Below are 18,585 nucleotides of genomic sequence, written 5' to 3'. Positions count from 1 at the left end.
TCTTCGATTGTGCGATCAGTCTAGCGGTCTCCTCCGCCGGCCCAGGAGCCCAGAGCGAGCTCGGCCCTGACCTCGTCACGGAGCCTGCCGAGGTTCTCCGGCTCGGGGGCCGCCGCCAGGAGGGTCCTGGTGTACTCGTGCTGCGGGTTCAGGATCACGTCGTCGGCCGGGCCCCGCTCCACCACGTCGCCCTTGTAGAGGACCATGATGTCGTCGGAGAAGTGCCGCGCGGTCGCCAGGTCATGCGTGATGTAGAGGACCCCGAGGTTCTCCTCGCGCTGCAACTCGGCCAGCAGGTTGAGCACGCCGAGCCGGATCGACACGTCGAGCATCGACACCGGCTCGTCGGCCACGATGAAGCGGGCACCCGGCGCCAGGGCTCGTGCGATCGCCACGCGCTGCCGCTGTCCGCCGGAGAGCTCGTGCGGGCGGCGCTCCGCGAAACTCTCCCCCGGCGTCAGCCGCACCCGCTCCAGGAGCTCGATCGCCCGGGCCCGTACCTCGCGGCTGTCCAGCTTCGGGTGGTGCAGCCGGATCGGCCGCTCCAGGTGATGCACGATCGTGTGGAAGGGGTTGAGCGAGGCGAACGGGTCCTGGAACACCATCTGCACGTCCGAGCGGTAGCGCTCGAGCGCAGAACCCCTGGTCCCGGACGGCTCGCCGTCGAGGAGGATGCTCCCCGAGGTCGGGGTCTCCAGCTTCATGAGCATCCGCGCGATGGTGGACTTGCCCGAGCCGGACTCGCCGACGAGGGCCGTGGTCCGACCCGCCTCGAGCGTGAACGAGACGTCTTTCACCGCGTGCAGGATGCTCGTGCGGAAACCCGACCGCAGGTGGAAGTCCTTGACGAGGTTCCTCGCCTCGAGGGTGCCCGCGCCCCGTGTTCCGTCCGCGCTCATCGGATGACCTCCTGGTTCACGCCGCCGCGGACGAAGTCGCCCCGGGTCCCGGTGAGGGACGGGAAGCTCGACAGCAGCCGCTGGGTGTACTCGTGCTGCGGGTTGCGGTAGATCTCTTCCGCCGTGCCCTGCTCGACGATCCGTCCCTGCAGCATGACGGCGATACGGTCGCTGATCTCGATGAGCATGGGCAGGTCGTGCGTGATGAAGATGACCGCGAAGCCGAGCCTCTCGCGCAGGCGCATGATCTCCCGGATGATGCCCCGCTGCACGACCACGTCGAGCGCCGTGGTCGGCTCGTCCATGATCATCACCTGCGGGTCCAGCGCGAGCGCCATCGCGATCATCATGCGCTGGCGCATGCCACCCGACAGTTCGTGCGGGAAGCTCGTGAGCCTGCCGGGATCCACGCCGACGAGCGTGAGCAGTTCCTCGGCGCGCTCCTGCTTGGCCCTCTTCGACATGCCGGGGCGGTGCGTGTCGAAGATGTCGAAGATCTGCGCCTTGACCGAGATGACGGGGTTGAGAGAGTTCATGGCGCCCTGGAACACCATGGAGATCTTGTCCCAGCGGAACGCCCGCAGGCCCTCGCCGTCGAGGCCGACGACGTCGATGTCGTGGCCGTCGCGGTCGTGGAACACGATCTCGCCGCCCGTCATCAGCGCGGGCGCCTTGAGCAACCGGTTCATCCCGTAGGCCAGCGTCGTCTTGCCGCAGCCCGACTCCCCGGCGAGCCCGAGGATCTCGCCACGGTGGAGGGTCAGCGAGACGTCCCGGACGGCCTCGACGGGCGGATCGACTTCGTACTCGATCGAGACGTTCCTGGCGGTGAGCACGGCCTCGCTCATGCGGTGACCCCCTTCTCCTTCGCGGCCTTGCGCTGCCGACGGGCCGCGTCGGGTGCATTGCGCAGCTTCGGGTTGATGACCTCGTCGATGGCGAAGTTGATCAGCGCGAGACCCGCGCCGAGGATCGCGATCATGATGCCCGGCGGCACGAACCACCACCACGCGCCTCGGCCGAGCGCCTGACCGGACTGCGCATCGTTCAGGATCGAGCCCCAGGTTATCGAGGAGTTGGGCCCGAGACCGAGGTACGACAGTCCTGCCTCGCCCAGGATGGCGAAGATGATCGCGAAGAGGAACTGCGCGGTGAGCAGCGGGAGCAGGTTGGGCATGATCTCGACGAGGATGACCCGCAGCGATCTCTCGCCCGCCACCTTCGAGGCGTAGACGTAGTCGCGGGTGCGGAGGGAGCGGGTCTGCAGCCGCAGCACGTACGCCGCGCCCGCCCAGGAGGTGATGCCGAGGACGAAGGCGACGAGCTGCCAACTGCGCTGCGGCACGAACGACGCGATCACCATGACCAGCGGCAGGCCGGGGATCACGATCATGACGTTGGTCAGCAGCGCGAGGGCGTCTTCCCGCCAGCCGCCGAGGTACCCGGCCAGGACCCCGAAGAGGAGGGACAGCACGATGGCGATGCCACCGGCCGTGACCCCGATCAGGAGCGATCCCTGCGCCCCGATCGCGAGCTGGGCGAACACGTCGTTGCCGAGCTTGGTGGTCCCGAGCCAGTGCTCCGCCGAGGGCGCGGCGAGCGCCGGGTTGTCGGTGCTGCGCGGGTTCTGCGTGAAGAAGGGCGCGATGATCGCGAACAGCACGATGGCGAGGACGAGGATCGCACCCACGATGAACTTCGGCGAGCGGCTCGGCAGGATCCGGCGGCGGGTGCGCTCCTGGCGCTGCGTCGCCACGGCGACGGTGCTCTCGGGAGCGATCGTGGGGGGCTCCTCCGTGAGGAGCGGGTTCTTCGTGTCAGACATTCTGGCGAGCCCTCGGGTCGATGAAGCCATAGACGAGGTCCATGAAGAAGTTGGCGACGAGCACCGTGAGGGTGATGACGAGGAACAGCCCCTGCATCAGCGCATAGTCGTTGTTGGTGACGGCCTGGAACATCAGCTTGCCGACCCCGGGGTACGTGAACACCTGCTCCATGACGATGGAGCCGGCGACCACGAAGCCCAGCGTGATCGAGAATCCCGCGATCGAGGGGATGGCCGCGTTCCGCGCGGCGTAGGTCGTCATGATGCGCCGCGGGCGCAGGCCCTTCGCCTCGGCGGTGAGGACGTAGTCCTCGGCGAGGGTGGAGACCATCATGTTCCGCATTCCGAACATCCAGCCGCCCACAGAGCTGATGACGATCGTGATGGCCGGAAGGAGCGAATGCGCGACGGCGTCCGAGAAGAACGCCCAGGTGGGCTCCGGTCCATCCGGGAAGTCGAAGACGTCGTAGCCGCCGAAGATCGGGAACCATCCCAGCCCGACCGCGAAGACCGCCACGAGGATGAGTGCCAGCCAGAAGTAGGGAATGGACTGCAGGACGGTGGTCGCGGGGATGAGGTGGTCGACCCAGGTGCCGCGCTTCCATCCCGCCCAGGCGCCGAGGGCAACGCCGAGCAGGAAGGAGATGACCGTCGCGGTCCCGACCAGCACCAGCGTCCACGGCAGCGCTCCGGCGATCAGCTCGGTCACCGGGGTGGGGAACTTCGTCACCGACACCCCGAGATCGCCCTGGAACATGCGTCCCCAGTAGGCGAGATACTGCTCCCAGAGCGACGCGTCGTCCCCGCCGAGCAGGAGCTTGATGTTGCGGATGGTGGTCTCGGAGACCTCTCCGCCTGCCCGCTGCATCTTCGCGATCATGATGTCGGCGGGATCCCCCGGCATGAGCCGGGGAAGCAGGAAGTTGATGGAGATCGCGGCCCACAGCGTGAACGCGTAGAACCCGATCCGTCGTGCATAGAACTTCATGTCACCGTGTCCTGACTTCCTGCTTCCCCTACTCGTGCGGATCAGCCGGCGGGCTTGATCTGCGTCAGCACGTACCCGGCGGCGATGGCACCCCAGGACGGCGGGAAGGCGTAGAGCTCCTCCTCCGTCGGCCAGCCGGTGTAGTCCTTCGTGTTGTAGAAGGTCTGCGTCGCGTTGATCACGAGCGGGATGTAGGGCAGGTCACGCACGATCTCGGTCTGGATCGTGGCGTACAGCTCCTTCTTCTCGGCCTCGTCGTTCGTGCTGATCGCGGACTGGATGGCCGCGTCGACGGTCGGGTTGCTGTACCGGCTGAAGTTCCAGCGACCGGCGGGGATCTCGGTGCCGACCGGGCTGGTGGACTGGACCTCGGTGCCGCCGAACCAGTCACGGTAGATCTGGAACGGGTCGGCGACCGACGTGCCGATGACGCCGCCGACGATGAGCTGGAAGTCCCCGCCCTGGCGCGCGTCGGAGAACTCCTGCCACTGCACGGTCGAGGCCGTGACCTTGATGCCCGCGGCCTCGGCCTGCTCGGCGATGAGCTTCGCGGCGTCGTTGTAGTCGGTCCAGCCGTCCACCGAGATCAGGCTGAGCTCGACCGGGGCGCCGTCCTTCTCGTAGATGCCGGACGATCCCTTGGTGTAGCCGGCGGCCTCGAGGATCTCCCCGGCCTCTGCGGCGTTCGCCTCCTGCGGGCTGACCTCGTTGGCGGGGTCGGCGAGCCACTTCTCATCGCGCGGCAGCAGCGTGTACGCGGGCGAGATGTCGCCGGTGAGGCCGACGAACGCCTTGTCCTTGATGGTCGCACGATCGATGGCGACGTTCAGCGCCTGGCGCACCGCCACGTCCGTCTGCGGACCGGTGCACCCGAGCTCCGCGTTCGAGCAGGTGTAGAGCACCGTGGGGTCCTGCGGGGTGTTGATCCACTCGATCTTGCCGTTGCCCGTGACGTCGTCCGGGTTCGGGATGAACATGCCGGTCCAGTCGAGCTTCCCGGCCGCGAGGAGGTCCTGGGCGGTCTGGTTGTTGTCGACCGCGATGTACTGGACCTTCTTCACGGCGAGCTCGTCCGCGCCGCGGTAGTTCTCGTTCGCGACCAGGGTGTACGACTCGCTCGTCGTCTTGTCCACGACGTACGGTCCCGACCCGACGGGCTCCTCGTTCGCGAAGTTCGCGAAGTCGGTGACGTCCTTCCAGATGTGCTCGGGCAGGATGTAGCTGGAGCCCATGCGCTGGAACTCGGTGGTGTACTGCGCGCTCGAGTAGGTGAGGACGGCGGTCGTGTCGTCCGTCGCCTCGGCGGAGACGAGCCCGTTGCCCTCGGGGTTGTTCGCCTCGTACGTGAAGGAGAAGACCACGTCCTCCGCGGTGAGCGGCTCGCCATCGCTCCACTTGAGGTCCGGCTTGATCTTCACCGTGATCTGGGTGCCGTCCTCGTTGAACTCGAACGAGTCGCCGATCAGGCCGACGGGCTCGGCGTCCTGGGTCTTGTTGTAGAAGAACAGGGGTTCGTAGATCGGGCCGAGCGCACCGTGGAGCACGGTGGGCGCGAACGGGTTGTAGTTCGCGGTGATCGGCGTCTGGCTTCCGGCCCAGACACGGAGTGCGCGGTCGCCGTCGGCGTCGCCGCCGTCGCCCCCGCCACTGCCACAGGCCGTCAGGCCCAGAGCGAGGACCGAGGCCCCCGCGACCGCCGTGAGCGCGATTTTGCGCTTTCCGTTACGGATCATTCGTCATTTCCTCTCGGTGCTGCACTGCAGGAGGGATTCTCCGGTTGGAGCCGAACCCCGGGCGGGGTTCACGGGAACCCCGGGAGGTGGCCTGCGGGCCGCCCTCGAAGGGGTTTGTTAGGACAGTAACCTAACAAACCCACTCCGGAGGGACAAGCCTTCCGGCTGCCGGGAGATAACGTTTCGGACTCGACGCCTTCCTCGTCATCCGCGCCCACTAAGGGTCGCTATGACACTAAGATCGGTGACGGAGGTTAAGGTACTTATGACTCGAAGTGGAGACATCCGCGTCGCCGTCTCGACGGTGATCCTCACCCTGCGCCGCGGCGACGACGGTCCGCCCGTCCTCGCGCTCCCCCTCGTCCGGCGCACCCGCGAGCCGTTCGCGCGACGATGGGCGCTGCCGGGCGGGTGGCTCACCCCCGAGGAGTCCCCGGTCGATGCCTCGGCCCGCACCCTCGCCGAGACCACGGGACTCGCGCCCACCTACCTGGAGCAGCTGTACGCCTTCGGCGCCGTCGACCGCTCCCCCTCCCGGGTCGTCTCGATCGTCTACTGGGCACTGCTGCGACAGGACGACGTCGAAGCCCAGATCGCGGCGCACCGAGCGTCGGGTCGCACACCGGAGAACGTGGAGTGGTTCGACGTGGGCGACCTTCCCGCCCTCGCCTTCGATCACCACGAGATCATCGCCTACGCGCTCTGGCGGCTGCGCAACAAAGTCGGCTACAGCCGCGTCGCTCAGGGGTTCCTGCCCACGGAGTTCACCCTCGCCGAACTCCGGGAGGCATACGAATCCATCCTGGGGCGACCGCTCGACCCGGCGAACTTCCGGCGGCAGGTCGAGGCCGCGGGCAACCTGAGCCGGACCGACCGCTTCCGCACCGGGAGCCACAGGCCCGCCCGCCTGTACCGCGACGACACCGATGTCGAGCTGGCCGACCGCGGTCCGCTCCGTCCCGAGGAAACGAGAACCCGATGAGCATCACCTTCGTCCCGACGCCCGCCGTCCCGTCGTCGGACCCGTCCGTCGACCACGCCATCCAGGCCATCGTCGGCGGGGCCTCCACCGACTCCACCTGCACCACCGACCTCGCGGTCGGGCCGTGGGACTTCGACACGCGGCCGGGCTACGGCCCTGGTTCGTCCATGGGCGACGTCATCCCGACCGGCGCCCCTCGGCAGGGGGAGCTTCCCGCCGCGTATCGCGAGGCGAGCGAAGAGGAGCTCCACCGTCGCATCGCGGAGGCGAAGGACGTGCTCGGCGACCGCGTCGTGATCCTCGGCCACTTCTACCAGCGCGAGGAGGTCGTGACGCATGCGGACGAGGTGGGCGACTCGTTCCAACTCGCCACCGCCGCCACGATGCGGCCGGACGCGGAGGCGATCGTCTTCTGCGGGGTGCACTTCATGGCGGAGACCGCCGACCTCCTCTCGCAGCCGGATCAGGCGGTGATCCTGCCGAACCTCGCGGCGGGCTGCTCGATGGCGGACATGGCCGACATCGACCAGGTGGAGGAGTGCTGGGAGCAGCTCGCCGACGTGTTCGGCGACCTGGACACCCCGGACGCCGACGGCCTCGTGCCCGTCGTCCCCGTGACGTACATGAACTCCTCGGCGGCGATCAAGGGCTTCGTCGGGCGGCACGGGGGCATCGTGTGCACCTCCTCCAACGCGAAGACCGTGCTCGAATGGGCGTTCGCCCGCGGACGCCGGGTCCTCTTCTTCCCGGACCAGCACCTCGGCCGGAACACCGCGAAGGCCATGGGCGTGCCACTCGACCGGATGCCGATGTGGAACCCGCGGCGTGAGCTCGGCGGATCCACGGCCGAGGCGCTCCTGGACGCACAGGTGATCCTCTGGCACGGATTCTGCTCCGTGCACCGGCGATTCACCGTGGCGCAGATCGACCAGGCACGCGCGCAGCATCCAGCGGTCCGCGTGATCGTGCACCCGGAGTGCCCGATGGAGGTCGTGGATGCGGCCGATGAAGCGGGCTCCACCGAGTACATCCGCCGGGCGATCGCCGATGCGACGGAGCCGACGACCTTCGCCATCGGGACCGAGATCAACCTCGTGCGCCGCTTGGCCGCACAATACCCGCAGCACCGGATCTTCTGCCTGGACCCGGTCGTCTGCCCATGCTCCACCATGTACCGCATCCACCCCGGCTACCTCGCCTGGGTGCTGGAGGAGCTGGTCGCTGGGCGCACCCCGAACCGGATCTCCGTCTCGCCCGATGTCGCCGCGCCCGCCCGCCTCGCGCTCGAGCGGATGCTGGCCGCCAAGCCCCCGGCGACGGCCGGGTCCCGATGAACGTCGTCGTGGTCGGGTCCGGGATCGCCGGGCTGACCGCCGCTCTCCACGCGCACGAGGCCGGGCACACGGTCACCGTCGTGACGAAGGGCCGGCTCGGCGGCGGCTGCACTCCGCTCGCGCAGGGCGGTGTGGCCGGCAGCTACGGACCGGGTGACGGACCGGCCGCGCACGCCGCCGACACGGTCACCGCGGGTGCCGGCCTCAGCGACCCGACGGCGGTGGACGTGCTCGTGACCGACGGGAGTGCGCGCATCGCCGAGCTCCTCGCGCGCGGCGTCCCCTTCGACCGCACCTCGGACGGTGGATTCGCCAGGGGCCGCGAGGCTGCGCACACCCACGCCCGCATCCTGCACGCCGGCGGCGATGCGACGGGCGCCGCGATCTCCGCCGCCCTGGGCGCAGCCGTTCGCCGCACTCCGATCATCGTTCGCGAGCAGACGATGCTCCTCGACATCGCCGTGCGGGGCGGGCGGGCGCGCGGGCTGACGGTCCTCGTCGCCGGCACCGCGATCGACCTCTCGGCGGACGCCGTGATCCTCGCGACCGGCGGCGCCGGTCAGCTCTACGCCCACACGACGAACCCGGCGGAGGCGACGGGCGACGGCGTGGCCGCAGCTCTGCGCGCCGGTGCGGCGATCGCCGATCTGGAGTTCGTGCAGTTCCACCCGACCGTGCTCACCGGCGACCCCGTGTTCCTGCTCTCCGAAGCCATCCGCGGGGAGGGCGCCGTTCTGCGCGACCGCAGCGGGCGCCGCTTCGTGTTCGACAGCCATCCCGACGGCGAGCTCGCCCCACGCGACGTCGTCGCGAGGGCCATCGCCCGACAAGCGGCCGCGCAGGGGACCCCGGTGCACCTCGACGCGACGGCACTGGGAGCGGACCGGCTCGCTCGCCGCTTCCCGACCATCGACCGGGTGACGCGCGACCGCGGCTACGACTGGTCCCGCGAACCGCTGCCGGTGATGCCTGCGGCCCACTACCTCATGGGCGGCGTGGTCACCGATCACGACGGCCGCACGACCGTCCCGGGCCTGTACGCCGTCGGCGAGGTCGCTCGCACCGGGGTCCACGGTGCGAACCGGCTCGCCTCCAACTCGCTCCTCGAGGGGGCCGTCTTCGGAGCAAGGGCCGCTGCCGCGCTGGACGAGCCGTGGCCGGACGCCGTGGGGGCGGCCTCGACACCCCCACGGGACGGCCAGGAGAACGGGGGTTCGCCGGCCACGCCTCCGCCCTTCTCCCGTCACGCCCTGCAGCGACTGGTGTGGGACGAGGTCGGGCTGCGGCGGTCCGGCCGCGGTCTGCAGCGTGCCCTCGGCATCGTCCGCGCGTGGGCCGCCGGGATGCCGCCCGCGCTCGACGTCCGCGCGCACGAGGACCGCAACCTGCTGCTGCTCGCCGACGCCACCATCCGCGCCGCGTCGGCACGCCCCGTCTCGGTCGGTGCGCACCATCGCGACGACCCCTCCTCTTCCGCCTCGCACGCCGCACCCGTCCCGATTCTGGAGACCGCCTGATGCTCACTCGCGCCACTCTGCACCGCGTCGTCGGAGCCGCCCTCGAGGAGGACGCCCCGTGGGGAGACCTCACGAGCGCCACCCTGCTCCCGTCCACGGCGACAGCGACGGCCGACCTCGTCGCCCGGGAGGACGGCGTGTTCAGCGGCGGTGGCGTCTTCAGCGCCGCGTTCCTCCTCACCGACCCTGAGGTCGCCGTCGATGTGCACGTGGGCGACGGCGACGCCTTCGGGGCGACCGACGTCCTGGCCACCGTGACCGGACCCGCGCGGACGGTCCTCACCGCCGAGCGGGTGGCGTTGAACTTCGTGCAGCGGATGTCGGGTATCGCGACCCTGACCGCCGCATACGTGCGCGAGGTCGAGGGCACGCACGCGCGCATCGCCGACACCCGGAAGACGACACCGGGACTGCGGGCGTTCGAGCGTCACGCCGTCGAGTCCGGTGGGGGCAGGAATCATCGGTACTCCCTCTCCGATGCGGTCATGGCCAAGGACAACCACCTCGCTGTCCTTCGGCGCTCCGGACTCGACCTGGCGACGGCCCTTCGCGACGCCCTCTCCCGGCTGCCGCACACCGCACACGTCGTGGTCGAGGTCGACCGCCTCGACCAGATCCCCGCCGTGCTGGAAGGCGGGGCGCAGACGGTGCTCCTCGACAACTTCTCGCTGGACGACCTGCGGGCGGGCGTTGCACTCATCGGCGAGCGAGCGACCGTGGAAGCCTCGGGCGGCGTCGACCTGACCACGGTCCGCGCCATCGCCGAGACCGGGGTGGACGTGATCTCGGTGGGCGCCCTCACGCACTCCGCCCGGGCGCTCGATCTCGGCCTCGACCTCCGGATCGACTGACCCGTGCTGTACCTCGATCACGCCGCGACCTCCCCCGTGCGCCCCGAGGTGCGGGCGGCCATGGAACCGTTCCTCACCGACGTGTTCGGGAACCCGGCGAGCCACCACACCGCCGGCGAGGCGGCCGCGCGGGCCGTGAAGGACGCCCGGGCCCGCGTCGCGCGCGTCTTCGGGGCTCGCAGCGGAGACGTCGTCTTCACGAGCGGCGGGACCGAAGCGAACAACCTGGCCGTGAAAGGACTCGTGCTCGGGGCGCTGGGTTCCGGCCGTCGCCGCGTCGTGGTGTCTCCGATCGAGCACGAGTCGATCCGGGAGTCGGCCCGGTACCTGGCGCGGTTCCACGGTGTGACGGTCGCCATGCCCGCCGTCGATGCCTCGGGGCGGATCACGCCCGCAGCCGTCGAGGCGGTCCTCACCGACGACACGGCGCTCGTGTCCATCGGTCACGCGAACAACGAGATCGGCACCGTCCAGGACACGGCGAGCGTGCGGGACGTCGTTCGCGCCCGCCGCGTGCCCTTCCACGTCGACGCGGTGCAGTCGGCAGGCTGGCTGCCGCTTCACGACCTGGATGCCGACGCCGTGTCGATCGCCGGGCACAAGCTCGGCGCCCCCAAGGGCACGGGTGCGCTCGTCGTGCGGGGGCGCCTCCCCCTGGAGCCGCTGCTGCACGGCGGGGGCCAGGAGCGCGGGCGACGATCCGGCACCGTGGACGTCGCGGGTGCGGTCGGGCTGGCGGTGGCCCTCGAGCTCGCGGAGCAGGAACGCGCTGACACTGCGGATCGGGTCGGTGCGGCGACGGCCCGGTTCATCGCGGCCGTGCGGCACCGGGTCCCGGAAGCCGAGCTCACGGGACACCCCGAGGAACGGCTCCCCGCCACCGCGAGCTTCACGATCGCCGGGGTGAGCGGCGAGGCCGTGCTCCTCGAGCTGGAGCGTCGCGGGGTCATCTCCTCCAGCGGCTCCGCGTGCGCGGCCGGGAGCGATGACCCCTCGCCCGTGCTCCTCGCCTGCGGCATCGCCCCCGAGATCGCACGGACGTCCGTCCGCTTCACGTTCGGGCGCACGGTCCTTCCGCCTGGCGCTCCGGAGCGCCTGGCCGCCCTCGTCGCGGAGGCGGTCGATGCCGTCCGGGGCTGACCGGCGGCCATAGACTCTGGTGGTGACCGCCGCCTCCCCGATCGTGACGATGATCGTGCCAGGACGCGATGTCGCCGCGTTCGCCCCCGCCGCTCTCGACTCGCTCCGCGCCCAGACCGACGATCGCTGGCGCGCCGTGCTCATCGACGACGGCTCCGCTGACGACACGGGCGCGATCTTCGCCGCGGCCACCGCCGCCGACGATCGGTTCGTCCTCGTCCGTCACGATGCCTCCCTCGGACTCGGCGCGGCGCGCAATGCGGGCCTCGCGCTCGTCGACACGCCTTACACGGGCTTCCTCGACGCCGACGACGAGCTCATGCCGGACGCCCTGTCGACGCTCGTGGGCACGCTGGAGCGCACGGGGAGCGACTTCGCGGCCGGCGCCTACGTGCGGCTGCGGCCGCACGGCGACGGCTACCTCCCGGGCCGCGTGCAGCCCTGGGTGGCCGCCGCGACCGCGCCCGCACGCCTCGGCACGACCCTCACCGCCCATCCGCAGGCGGTGTCGAACATCGTCGCCTGGTCCAAGGTGAGCCGGACGGAGATGTGGTCCGACCTCCGGTTCCCCGAAGGGGTCGCCTACGAAGACCAGGTCGTCGCGCAGACGATGTACACCCGCGCGCGCGCCTTCGACGTCCTTCCCGACGTGATGGTCCGGTGGCGGGTCAGAGCGGACGGCACCTCGATCACCCAGAGCAAGGCGCAGCTCCCCGTGCTCCGCGACTACCTCACGGCGCTCCGAGGCGGCATCCGCGTGCTCCAGGAGGCGGGAGCGCACGCTGCCGTCACCGCCCGACTCGAACTGGTCCTCGCGATGGACGTCCCGCCGCTGCGCGAGATCGCTCGCACGCACCCCGATCCCGCCTACGGCGCCGAGGTCTCCGCGTTCCTCGCCGAGCTCCGCGCTCTTCCCGAGTTCGCCGCCGCACACCCCGACCCCACCCTCGCCGACGCACTGTCCTGGTGAGCCCGTCCCGAAGGACTCCGACGACATGACCGACTACCTCCGCTCGCTGTTCTCGCTCGAGGGCCGCACCGCCGTCGTGACCGGCGGCAGCTCCGGCATCGGTCGAGGCATCGCGACGGCCCTGGCCCGCGCCGGAGCCGCCACCGTGGTCGTCGCCCGCGGCGAGGACCGGATCGCGGAGACCGTCGAGGAGCTGCGCGCGCACGAGTGCCGTGCCGCCGGGGTGGTCGGAGACCTGAGCACGCGTGAGGGCATCCACGCGGCCGCGGAGGCCGCCGCCGCCCCGTTCGGGGAGCCCGACATCCTCGTCAATTCCGCGGGCATCAACATCCGTCCGCCGTATGCCGCCATCACGGAGGCGGACTGGGACGCGACCATGACCGTCAACGCGCTCGCGCCGTTCCTCCTCGGCCAGCGTTGGGCGCAGGGCATGGCCGCGCGCGGCTACGGACGCCTCATCCACATCAGCTCGCAGCAGGCCCACCGTGCTTTCGTCAGCAGCGGCGTATACGGCGCCTCCAAGGGTGCTGTCGAGTCGCTCATGCGCTCGGAGGCCGAGGCGTGGGGCGGCACCGGGGTGACGAGCAACACTCTCGTCCCCGGGTTCGTGCTCACGCCGCTGAACGCCCGGCTGCAGGAGGACCCCGCCACCATCGCTGCGCTCGCCGCCCGCACGATGATCGGACGCAACGGACTTCCGGAGGACTTCGCGTCCGCCGCCGTCTTCCTCGCCGGTCCGGGCTCGGCCTACGTCACCGGGCACTCGCTCTTCGTCGACGGTGGCCTCTCCGTGCATTGACCCGAAGCGGGGCGACGCCGCTCAGGCCTCGGTCGGTCGCGGTCGGGAGTCGGCCCTCGATTCGGTCGGCAGCGGCGCCCCCGTCGTGAGCGCCACGACGGCATCGGCCGCCGCGGGGTCCTCCGGCTCGCGGTCGGCCCGGCGGGCTGCCAGCCCGCCCGCGACATCGCCGTCCACCGCGGAGTCCTCCGCCTCGGCCTCCGCCTCGATCTCGGCGTTCAGCACGCGCGACGCCGCGACCTGCTGTGCTGCCAGCTCGGCGTAGAGCCCGCCCTGGGCAAGGAGCTCCGAGTGCGTGCCGGACTCGATGATGCGCCCGGCCTCCAGCACATGGATGACATCCGCCCCCATGACCGTCGAGAGCCGATGCGCGATCGACAGCGTCGTGCGCCCCTTGGCCGCCTCGTCGAGGGCTTCCTGCACCACCCTTTCGGACACCGTGTCCAACGCCGACGTGGCTTCGTCGAGCAGGAGGACCGGCGGGTCCTTGAGGAGCACGCGGGCGATCGCGATCCGCTGCTTCTCTCCTCCGGAGAGCCGATAGCCACGCTCCCCCACGACGGTGTCGTAGCCCTTCTCGAATCCCGCGATGATGTGGTGGATGTTCGCCGCGGTGCAGGCGGCGACCAGTTCCTCGTCCGTCGCGTCGGGCTTCGCGTACCGGAGGTTCTCCCGGATCGTCGCGTGGAACAGGTAGGTCTCCTGGGAGACGATGCCCACGTCGTCGATGATCGACTCCTGCGTCAGGGTGCGCACGTCCGCCCCCGCGAACAGCACCGCTCCGCCCTTGGCCTCGTAGAGGCGCGGCGCGAGGTAGAGGATGGTCGTCTTTCCCGCCCCCGACGGGCCAACGAAGGCGACGTGCTGACCGGGCTCGGCCACGAAGGAGACGCCGTGCAGGGTCGGCCGCGAGTCGGCGGCGGCGTCCGGATAGCGGAACACGACGTCCTGGAACTCGACGCGCCCGCGGGGACCCGGAGCCTGCGCCACGGTCATCACATCCGGCGCATCGGTGATCTCGGGCACGAGATCGAGGTATTCGAAGATGCGCGCGAAAAGCGCGGACGAGGTCTGCAGGTCGAGCGAGACGCGCATGAGCCCCATGAGCGGCATGAGCAACCGCGCCTGCACCGTCGTGAAGGCCACGATGGTGCCCGCCGTGATCGCTCCGGTCCCGCCCGCGATGAAGAAGCCGGCCACGAGGTAGATGACGGCAGGCACGCTCGCCATGATGACCTGGACGACCGCGAAGAACCCCTGGCCGCTCATGGCACGACGCACCTGGAGGCGGACCTGGTTGCGGTTCTCCCGCTGGTACCGCTCGGATTCGGTGCGCTGCCGGTTGAACGCCTTCGACAACAACATGCCCGACACGCTCAGCGTCTCCTGGGTGATGGAGGTGAGCTCGGACAGCGACTCCTGGGTCTCCCCCGCGATCCGTGCCCGCACCTGACCCACCCGCCGCTGCACGAGCACGAGGAACGGCATCAGGACGACCGCGATCAGGGTGAGACGCCAGTCGATGAGGATCATGGCGACGAGCGAGGCGATCACGGTGACGGCGTTCCCGAGGATGCTGGTCACCGTGTTCGTCAGCACTCCGGAGACACCGCCGACGTCGTTCTGCAGCCGTGACTGGATCACGCCGGTCTTGGTGCGGCTGAAGAAGCCGAGCTCCATGGCCTGCAGGTGCTCGAAGAGCCGCACACGCAGGTCGCCCGTGACGCTGTTGCCGACCGTGGCCGTGAGCCACGTCTGAGCGACGCCGAGGACGGCCGAGAACAGGAACAGCCCGACCATGCTCCCGACGAGGGTGGCGAGGAGGGACAGGTGCGGACCGCCACCGTCGACCGGGAACAGCGCGTCGTCGAAGATGCGCTGCACGATCAGCGGCGGGATCACGGCGATACCGGCGCCCAGTACGACGAGGACACCGGTGAAGAGGATGCGCCAGCGGTACGGGCGGAACAGGGCGACGACGCGAGCGCCGAGCCCCTCGATCCTCGGAGCCTCCGCATTGAGCCGACGCTGGGCGTCCTCGTCCACGCCCCGGAAACCGCCCCGCGGACCACCACCCATCCCGCCCATGCTCATGGCGCCAGCGTACCCACCCCCAGGACACGGGCTCCGCTGTGGCGACGTTCAGCGATATCCCAGATTCCGGAATGAAATGTCCTCCCGACCCGTTACGCTGAATGACTCTCGCGAACTCTCGCACCATCCTCTTTCTTCCGATGCCCTGGAGGCCGCCCATGTCTGCCGTCGATACCGGCTCCATCACGACGCCCCCCTCATCGTCCGGAGAGATCCCCCGCAAGGACATGCGGGTGATCTGGCTCCTGCTCGTGGCCGCCTTCGTCGCGATCCTCAACGAGACGACGATGGGCATCGCGATCCCGCACCTCAACACCGACCTCGGCATCCCGCCGGAGCTCGGTCAGTGGCTCACGAGTGCGTTCATGCTGACGAACGCACCAGCGTTACTAGGCTGAGTTTCGCGGCAGAACGCCGCGCCGCCTCGATCCTGTTCTCCTTTAGATGCGTCCGCCAACTCGTTAGCAGTCGGGTAGCGTCGATCTTCGGGACAGCTCCCTCACCGCAAGAACCACTCTCTTAGGATCCACCTTGACCCTCCAAGACTCCTCGCCTCAGACCGGGTCCGTCCCAACTCACACCGTTTCGAAGCCCGGCCCAGTTATCGCGCTGCTCGTCGTCAGCGCGTTCGTCGTGATCCTCAACGAGACCACCATGGGTGTCGCGCTGACCGACATCATGAAGGACCTCGGGATCACCGCCGGGGTGGGTCAGTGGCTCACCACAGGATTTCTCTTAACTATGGCCGTGGTCATTCCGCTGACCGGTTTCCTTCTCAGCAGATTCACCATTCGTCAGGTCTACTTCTCTGCGATGGGCCTGTTCGCACTTGGCACACTCATCGCAGCGCTGGCGCCCGGCTTCGAGTTCCTCCTCGCTGGTCGCGTCGTGCAGGCGCTCGGCACTGGCGTGATGATGCCGCTGCTCTTCACCACGGTCCTCACAATCGTCCCCGCGAGTCATCGCGGCCGCATGATGGGTGTCATCACCATCGTCATCGCGGTCGCGCCGGCAGTCGGCCCGACCGTGTCAGGTCTGATCCTCCAGGCGCTGACCTGGCACGCGATCTTCTGGATCATGTTCCCCATCGCGCTGCTCGCCATCGGACTCGGACTGATCTGGGTTCGGAACGTCACGGAGACTAACCCTCACGCTCGATTCGACGTGCTGTCCGTGATTCTCTCGGCCCTCGGCTTCGGTGGTCTCATCTACGGACTTAGCAGCATCGGTGAAGCAGCATCGGGCCACGCCCCCGTGCCCGTGTGGATCCCGATTGTCATCGGCGCGGTCGCACTCACTGTGTTCGTGCTTCGTCAACTTCAGCTCCAGAAAGTCGACGGCGCTCTGCTTGACCTTCGAGTGTTCCAGAGCAAGTCGTTCAGCCTCGCCGTCGGACTCGTCGTCATCGTAATGAGCGCGCTGTTCGGTTCGCTCATCCTGCTTCCCATCTATCTGCAGCAAGTGCTCGGGCTCGACACTCTCGGCGTTGGGCTCATGCTGCTGCCTGGCGGCGTTCTGATGGGTGCCATCGCTCCCGTCGTGGGCAACCTCTTCGACAAGTTCGGCCCGACGCCGTTGGTCATCCCGGGCATGGCTATCGCGGCCGGTGCACTGTGGGGTATGGCGACGTTCGACCAGGGCACGAGCATCGTCTGGATCATCGCAGTGCACTTGGCATTGAACCTCGGTCTCGGCTTCGTGTTCACGCCGCTCATGACCTCGGCTCTCGGATCGCTCCCGTCGCACTTGTACCCGCACGGCTCTGCCGTCGTAGGGACGGTTCAGCAGGTCGCTGGTGCCGCGGGGACTGCGCTCTTCGTCACGCTCATGTCGGTCACGCTCGCATCTTCGCTGAGCTCTGGCGCTGACCAGGTGACGGCGACCGCGAACGGTGTCCACACCGCGTTCTTCGTTGGTGCCATCGTCGCCTCGGCTGCAGTCTTGCTGGCGCTTTTCGTTCGTAAGCCCGCGGAGCCTGCGCATGGCGAGGGCATCCCTGCGGGTCACTGAGCCCATGTCTTCCACCCGCGCGCTCGGCTACGTCCGACTCTCTCGCGACACGGAGGCATCGACCTCGCCCGAGCGTCAGCGAAAGGACATCCGCCGGCAGATCGACGCGCGCGGGTGGGACTTCGTAGACATCATCGAGGACATAGACCAGTCCGCCACTCGAAAGAGACTGGACCGGCCAGGCATACATGAGATGCGTCGCCGCATCAGCGCTGGCGAAGCGGACGTTGTCGTGGTGTCCCGGCTGGATCGCATGGCAAGGTCCGTTGCCGACATCTCCCAGCTACTCGACGAGGGCCTCGTCATCGTCTCCGCTACGGAGAACTTCGATGCTTCCACTGCGACAGGTAAAGCCATGGTCCAGATGGCGCAGGTCTTCGCGGAGCTGGAAGCGACGGCCATTGGCGAGCGAGTTCGTTCCATGCGCCGGCACCTGCCAACTGTAGGGCGTTGGCCAGGAGGACCACCGCCCTACGGTTTCACCACTGCACCTCACCCCGATACTGCGGGTCGAACGCTTGTGCACCACCCGGAGGAGTCGAAGGTCATCCGACGAGTCGTGGACGAGGTGATGAGCGGAAAGGGCATCTCAGAGGTGACGCGCGGCCTCAACTCCGACGGCATCCCGTCGCGCCGCGGGTCTCATTGGTCGCCCCCGTCTCTCTCCCGCATCCTTCGTCGCGGATCTCTTCGGGGACATGCGACGCAGGGTGGGGACGCGGTGCGAGATGACCGCGGGCTACCGGTGGTCGTATGGCCGCCTCTCGTGAGTGACGAGGAGTGGCATGCACTGTCGCGCGCTCTGAGTGGGAACATCGCAGCGCCCCGCCTTCCCGAAGGAGGACGGGTGCCGCTACTGCAACGACTGGCTATCTGCTCATCCTGTGGCATGCCGTTGACCCCCAGACATTTCGCTCACCCGACACAGCCTCCTGTCTACATGTGCCAGTCGCGGAACCGAGGCCGCACATGCGAAAGGCCCCAGACGGTGACCGCCAATCCGGCGGAAGCGGAAGCCGAACGGCAGTTCCTCGACGCGTGGGGTGACGTCGAAGTTATCGAAACTGTCAGTGAGGAGGTCGTGCCAGAGGGGCTGGACAACGTGCTCGATGCAATCAGTCAGACCCATGCCGCGATGAACCGTCCTGGAGCGGACGTGATGGAGTTGGCCGCCAGGATGGTCACGCTGGGCGAAGAGAGGGATCGCCTTACCGCTTTGCCGTCGATTTCGGCCGTGCAGCGTCGCACTGGCGAGACTTACGGTGAGGCCTGGGCGCGATCTTCCGTCGCGGAACGTCGGAAGATCATGATGGGTGCTGGTGCGTTCGTGACCGTCTACCCCGCGGCTGCTAAGGGGCATTGGAACCCTGAGCGCATCGTCGTGTCCGACGAACTCGCTGGACAGCTGGACGACTGAGCCGGATCTTTCGTCCAGCAGCACAA

16 protein-coding genes are annotated in these 18,585 nt (G+C 68.9%); 10 read left to right on the top strand and 6 right to left on the bottom strand.

Annotated elements, in window-relative coordinates; all coding sequences use genetic code 11:
- Positions 1-20 precede the first annotated feature (20 nt).
- The 5 genes from FY549_RS09795 to FY549_RS09775 are packed head-to-tail and all read right to left on the bottom strand — an operon-like array spanning position 21 to position 5,445.
- Entirely contained in the window at positions 21-899 is an 879-nt protein-coding gene (locus tag FY549_RS09795) for an ABC transporter ATP-binding protein (RefSeq protein WP_149084843.1), read from the bottom strand.
- Complete coding sequence (locus FY549_RS09790; protein ID WP_149084842.1) at positions 896-1,747, bottom strand: ABC transporter ATP-binding protein; 852 nt, start codon at positions 1,745-1,747, stop codon at positions 896-898. Before FY549_RS09790 ends, FY549_RS09795 begins: the two co-directional genes overlap by 4 nt.
- Entirely contained in the window at positions 1,744-2,724 is a 981-nt protein-coding gene (locus FY549_RS09785) for an ABC transporter permease (RefSeq protein WP_149084841.1), read from the bottom strand. The genes FY549_RS09790 and FY549_RS09785 overlap by 4 nt, the downstream gene beginning before the upstream one ends.
- Positions 2,717-3,712: an ABC transporter permease gene (locus tag FY549_RS09780; protein WP_149084840.1), complete on the bottom strand. Its 996-nt coding sequence runs from the start codon at positions 3,710-3,712 to the stop codon at positions 2,717-2,719. Before FY549_RS09780 ends, FY549_RS09785 begins: the two co-directional genes overlap by 8 nt.
- 41 nt (positions 3,713-3,753) lie before the next feature.
- Positions 3,754-5,445, bottom strand: coding sequence for an ABC transporter substrate-binding protein (locus FY549_RS09775; RefSeq protein ID WP_149084839.1), 1,692 nt, complete (start codon positions 5,443-5,445; stop codon positions 3,754-3,756).
- Between the two features lie 265 nt (positions 5,446-5,710).
- Between FY549_RS09775 and FY549_RS09770 the strand changes: the two genes are divergently transcribed.
- The 7 genes from FY549_RS09770 to FY549_RS09740 are packed head-to-tail and all read left to right on the top strand — an operon-like array spanning position 5,711 to position 13,038.
- Positions 5,711-6,427, top strand: coding sequence for an NUDIX hydrolase (locus FY549_RS09770; protein ID WP_149084838.1), 717 nt, complete (start codon positions 5,711-5,713; stop codon positions 6,425-6,427).
- Positions 6,424-7,761, top strand: coding sequence for a quinolinate synthase NadA (nadA, locus tag FY549_RS09765; protein WP_149084837.1), 1,338 nt, complete (start codon positions 6,424-6,426; stop codon positions 7,759-7,761). Before FY549_RS09770 ends, nadA begins: the two co-directional genes overlap by 4 nt.
- On the top strand, positions 7,758-9,278 hold the full coding sequence (gene nadB / locus FY549_RS09760) for an L-aspartate oxidase (RefSeq protein WP_149084836.1): 1,521 nt from the start codon (positions 7,758-7,760) through the stop codon (positions 9,276-9,278). Before nadA ends, nadB begins: the two co-directional genes overlap by 4 nt.
- Entirely contained in the window at positions 9,278-10,129 is an 852-nt protein-coding gene (gene nadC, locus FY549_RS09755) for a carboxylating nicotinate-nucleotide diphosphorylase (protein WP_149084835.1), read from the top strand. The genes nadB and nadC overlap by 1 nt, the downstream gene beginning before the upstream one ends.
- A gap of 3 nt (positions 10,130-10,132) precedes the next feature.
- A complete protein-coding gene (locus FY549_RS09750; RefSeq protein ID WP_149084834.1) occupies positions 10,133-11,269 on the top strand; it encodes a cysteine desulfurase family protein in 1,137 nt (378 codons plus the stop codon).
- 22 nt (positions 11,270-11,291) lie between these two features.
- Entirely contained in the window at positions 11,292-12,239 is a 948-nt protein-coding gene (locus FY549_RS09745) for a glycosyltransferase family 2 protein (protein WP_374114486.1), read from the top strand.
- A 25-nt stretch (positions 12,240-12,264) separates the two neighbouring features.
- Positions 12,265-13,038 (top strand): SDR family NAD(P)-dependent oxidoreductase, encoded by a 774-nt coding sequence (locus FY549_RS09740; protein ID WP_149084833.1) that lies wholly within the window; start codon positions 12,265-12,267, stop codon positions 13,036-13,038.
- A 21-nt stretch (positions 13,039-13,059) separates the two neighbouring features.
- Here FY549_RS09740 and FY549_RS09735 read toward each other — a convergent pair whose 3' ends face one another.
- Positions 13,060-15,126: an ABC transporter ATP-binding protein gene (locus tag FY549_RS09735; RefSeq protein ID WP_149086073.1), complete on the bottom strand. Its 2,067-nt coding sequence runs from the start codon at positions 15,124-15,126 to the stop codon at positions 13,060-13,062.
- 164 nt (positions 15,127-15,290) lie between these two features.
- On the opposite strand from FY549_RS09735, the gene FY549_RS16915 reads away from it, so the two are divergent.
- From FY549_RS16915 to FY549_RS16910, 3 genes are all read left to right on the top strand, one after another.
- On the top strand, positions 15,291-15,530 hold the full coding sequence (locus FY549_RS16915; protein ID WP_200838700.1) for a hypothetical protein: 240 nt from the start codon (positions 15,291-15,293) through the stop codon (positions 15,528-15,530).
- Between the two features lie 133 nt (positions 15,531-15,663).
- A complete protein-coding gene (locus FY549_RS09725) occupies positions 15,664-17,142 on the top strand; it encodes an MDR family MFS transporter (protein WP_101846693.1) in 1,479 nt (492 codons plus the stop codon).
- On the top strand, positions 17,114-18,559 hold the full coding sequence (locus FY549_RS16910) for a recombinase family protein (protein WP_101846696.1): 1,446 nt from the start codon (positions 17,114-17,116) through the stop codon (positions 18,557-18,559). The genes FY549_RS09725 and FY549_RS16910 overlap by 29 nt, the downstream gene beginning before the upstream one ends.
- Positions 18,560-18,585 lie beyond the last annotated feature (26 nt).

It is taken from the genome of Microbacterium sp. 1S1, assembly GCF_008271365.1.
Classification (GTDB): domain Bacteria; phylum Actinomycetota; class Actinomycetes; order Actinomycetales; family Microbacteriaceae; genus Microbacterium.
This window is presented reverse-complemented; position numbering and strand designations above follow the sequence as displayed.

Bases quoted from the DNA above. Each gene is read 5' to 3' on its own strand.
- FY549_RS16910 (WP_101846696.1), top strand. From the start codon at position 17,114: ATGGCGAGGGCATCCCTGCGGGTCACTGAGCCCATGTCTTCCACCCGC.
- FY549_RS09775 (WP_149084839.1), bottom strand. From the start codon at position 5,445: ATGATCCGTAACGGAAAGCGCAAAATCGCGCTCACGGCGGTCGCGGGG.
- FY549_RS09735 (WP_149086073.1), bottom strand. From the start codon at position 15,126: ATGGGCGGGATGGGTGGTGGTCCGCGGGGCGGTTTCCGGGGCGTGGAC.
- FY549_RS09740 (WP_149084833.1), top strand. From the start codon at position 12,265: ATGACCGACTACCTCCGCTCGCTGTTCTCGCTCGAGGGCCGCACCGCC.
- FY549_RS09785 (WP_149084841.1), bottom strand. From the start codon at position 2,724: ATGTCTGACACGAAGAACCCGCTCCTCACGGAGGAGCCCCCCACGATC.
- FY549_RS09780 (WP_149084840.1), bottom strand. From the start codon at position 3,712: ATGAAGTTCTATGCACGACGGATCGGGTTCTACGCGTTCACGCTGTGG.
- nadB (WP_149084836.1), top strand. From the start codon at position 7,758: ATGAACGTCGTCGTGGTCGGGTCCGGGATCGCCGGGCTGACCGCCGCT.
- FY549_RS09790 (WP_149084842.1), bottom strand. From the start codon at position 1,747: ATGAGCGAGGCCGTGCTCACCGCCAGGAACGTCTCGATCGAGTACGAA.
- FY549_RS09795 (WP_149084843.1), bottom strand. From the start codon at position 899: ATGAGCGCGGACGGAACACGGGGCGCGGGCACCCTCGAGGCGAGGAAC.
- FY549_RS09770 (WP_149084838.1), top strand. From the start codon at position 5,711: ATGACTCGAAGTGGAGACATCCGCGTCGCCGTCTCGACGGTGATCCTC.
- FY549_RS16915 (WP_200838700.1), top strand. From the start codon at position 15,291: ATGTCTGCCGTCGATACCGGCTCCATCACGACGCCCCCCTCATCGTCC.
- nadA (WP_149084837.1), top strand. From the start codon at position 6,424: ATGAGCATCACCTTCGTCCCGACGCCCGCCGTCCCGTCGTCGGACCCG.
- nadC (WP_149084835.1), top strand. From the start codon at position 9,278: ATGCTCACTCGCGCCACTCTGCACCGCGTCGTCGGAGCCGCCCTCGAG.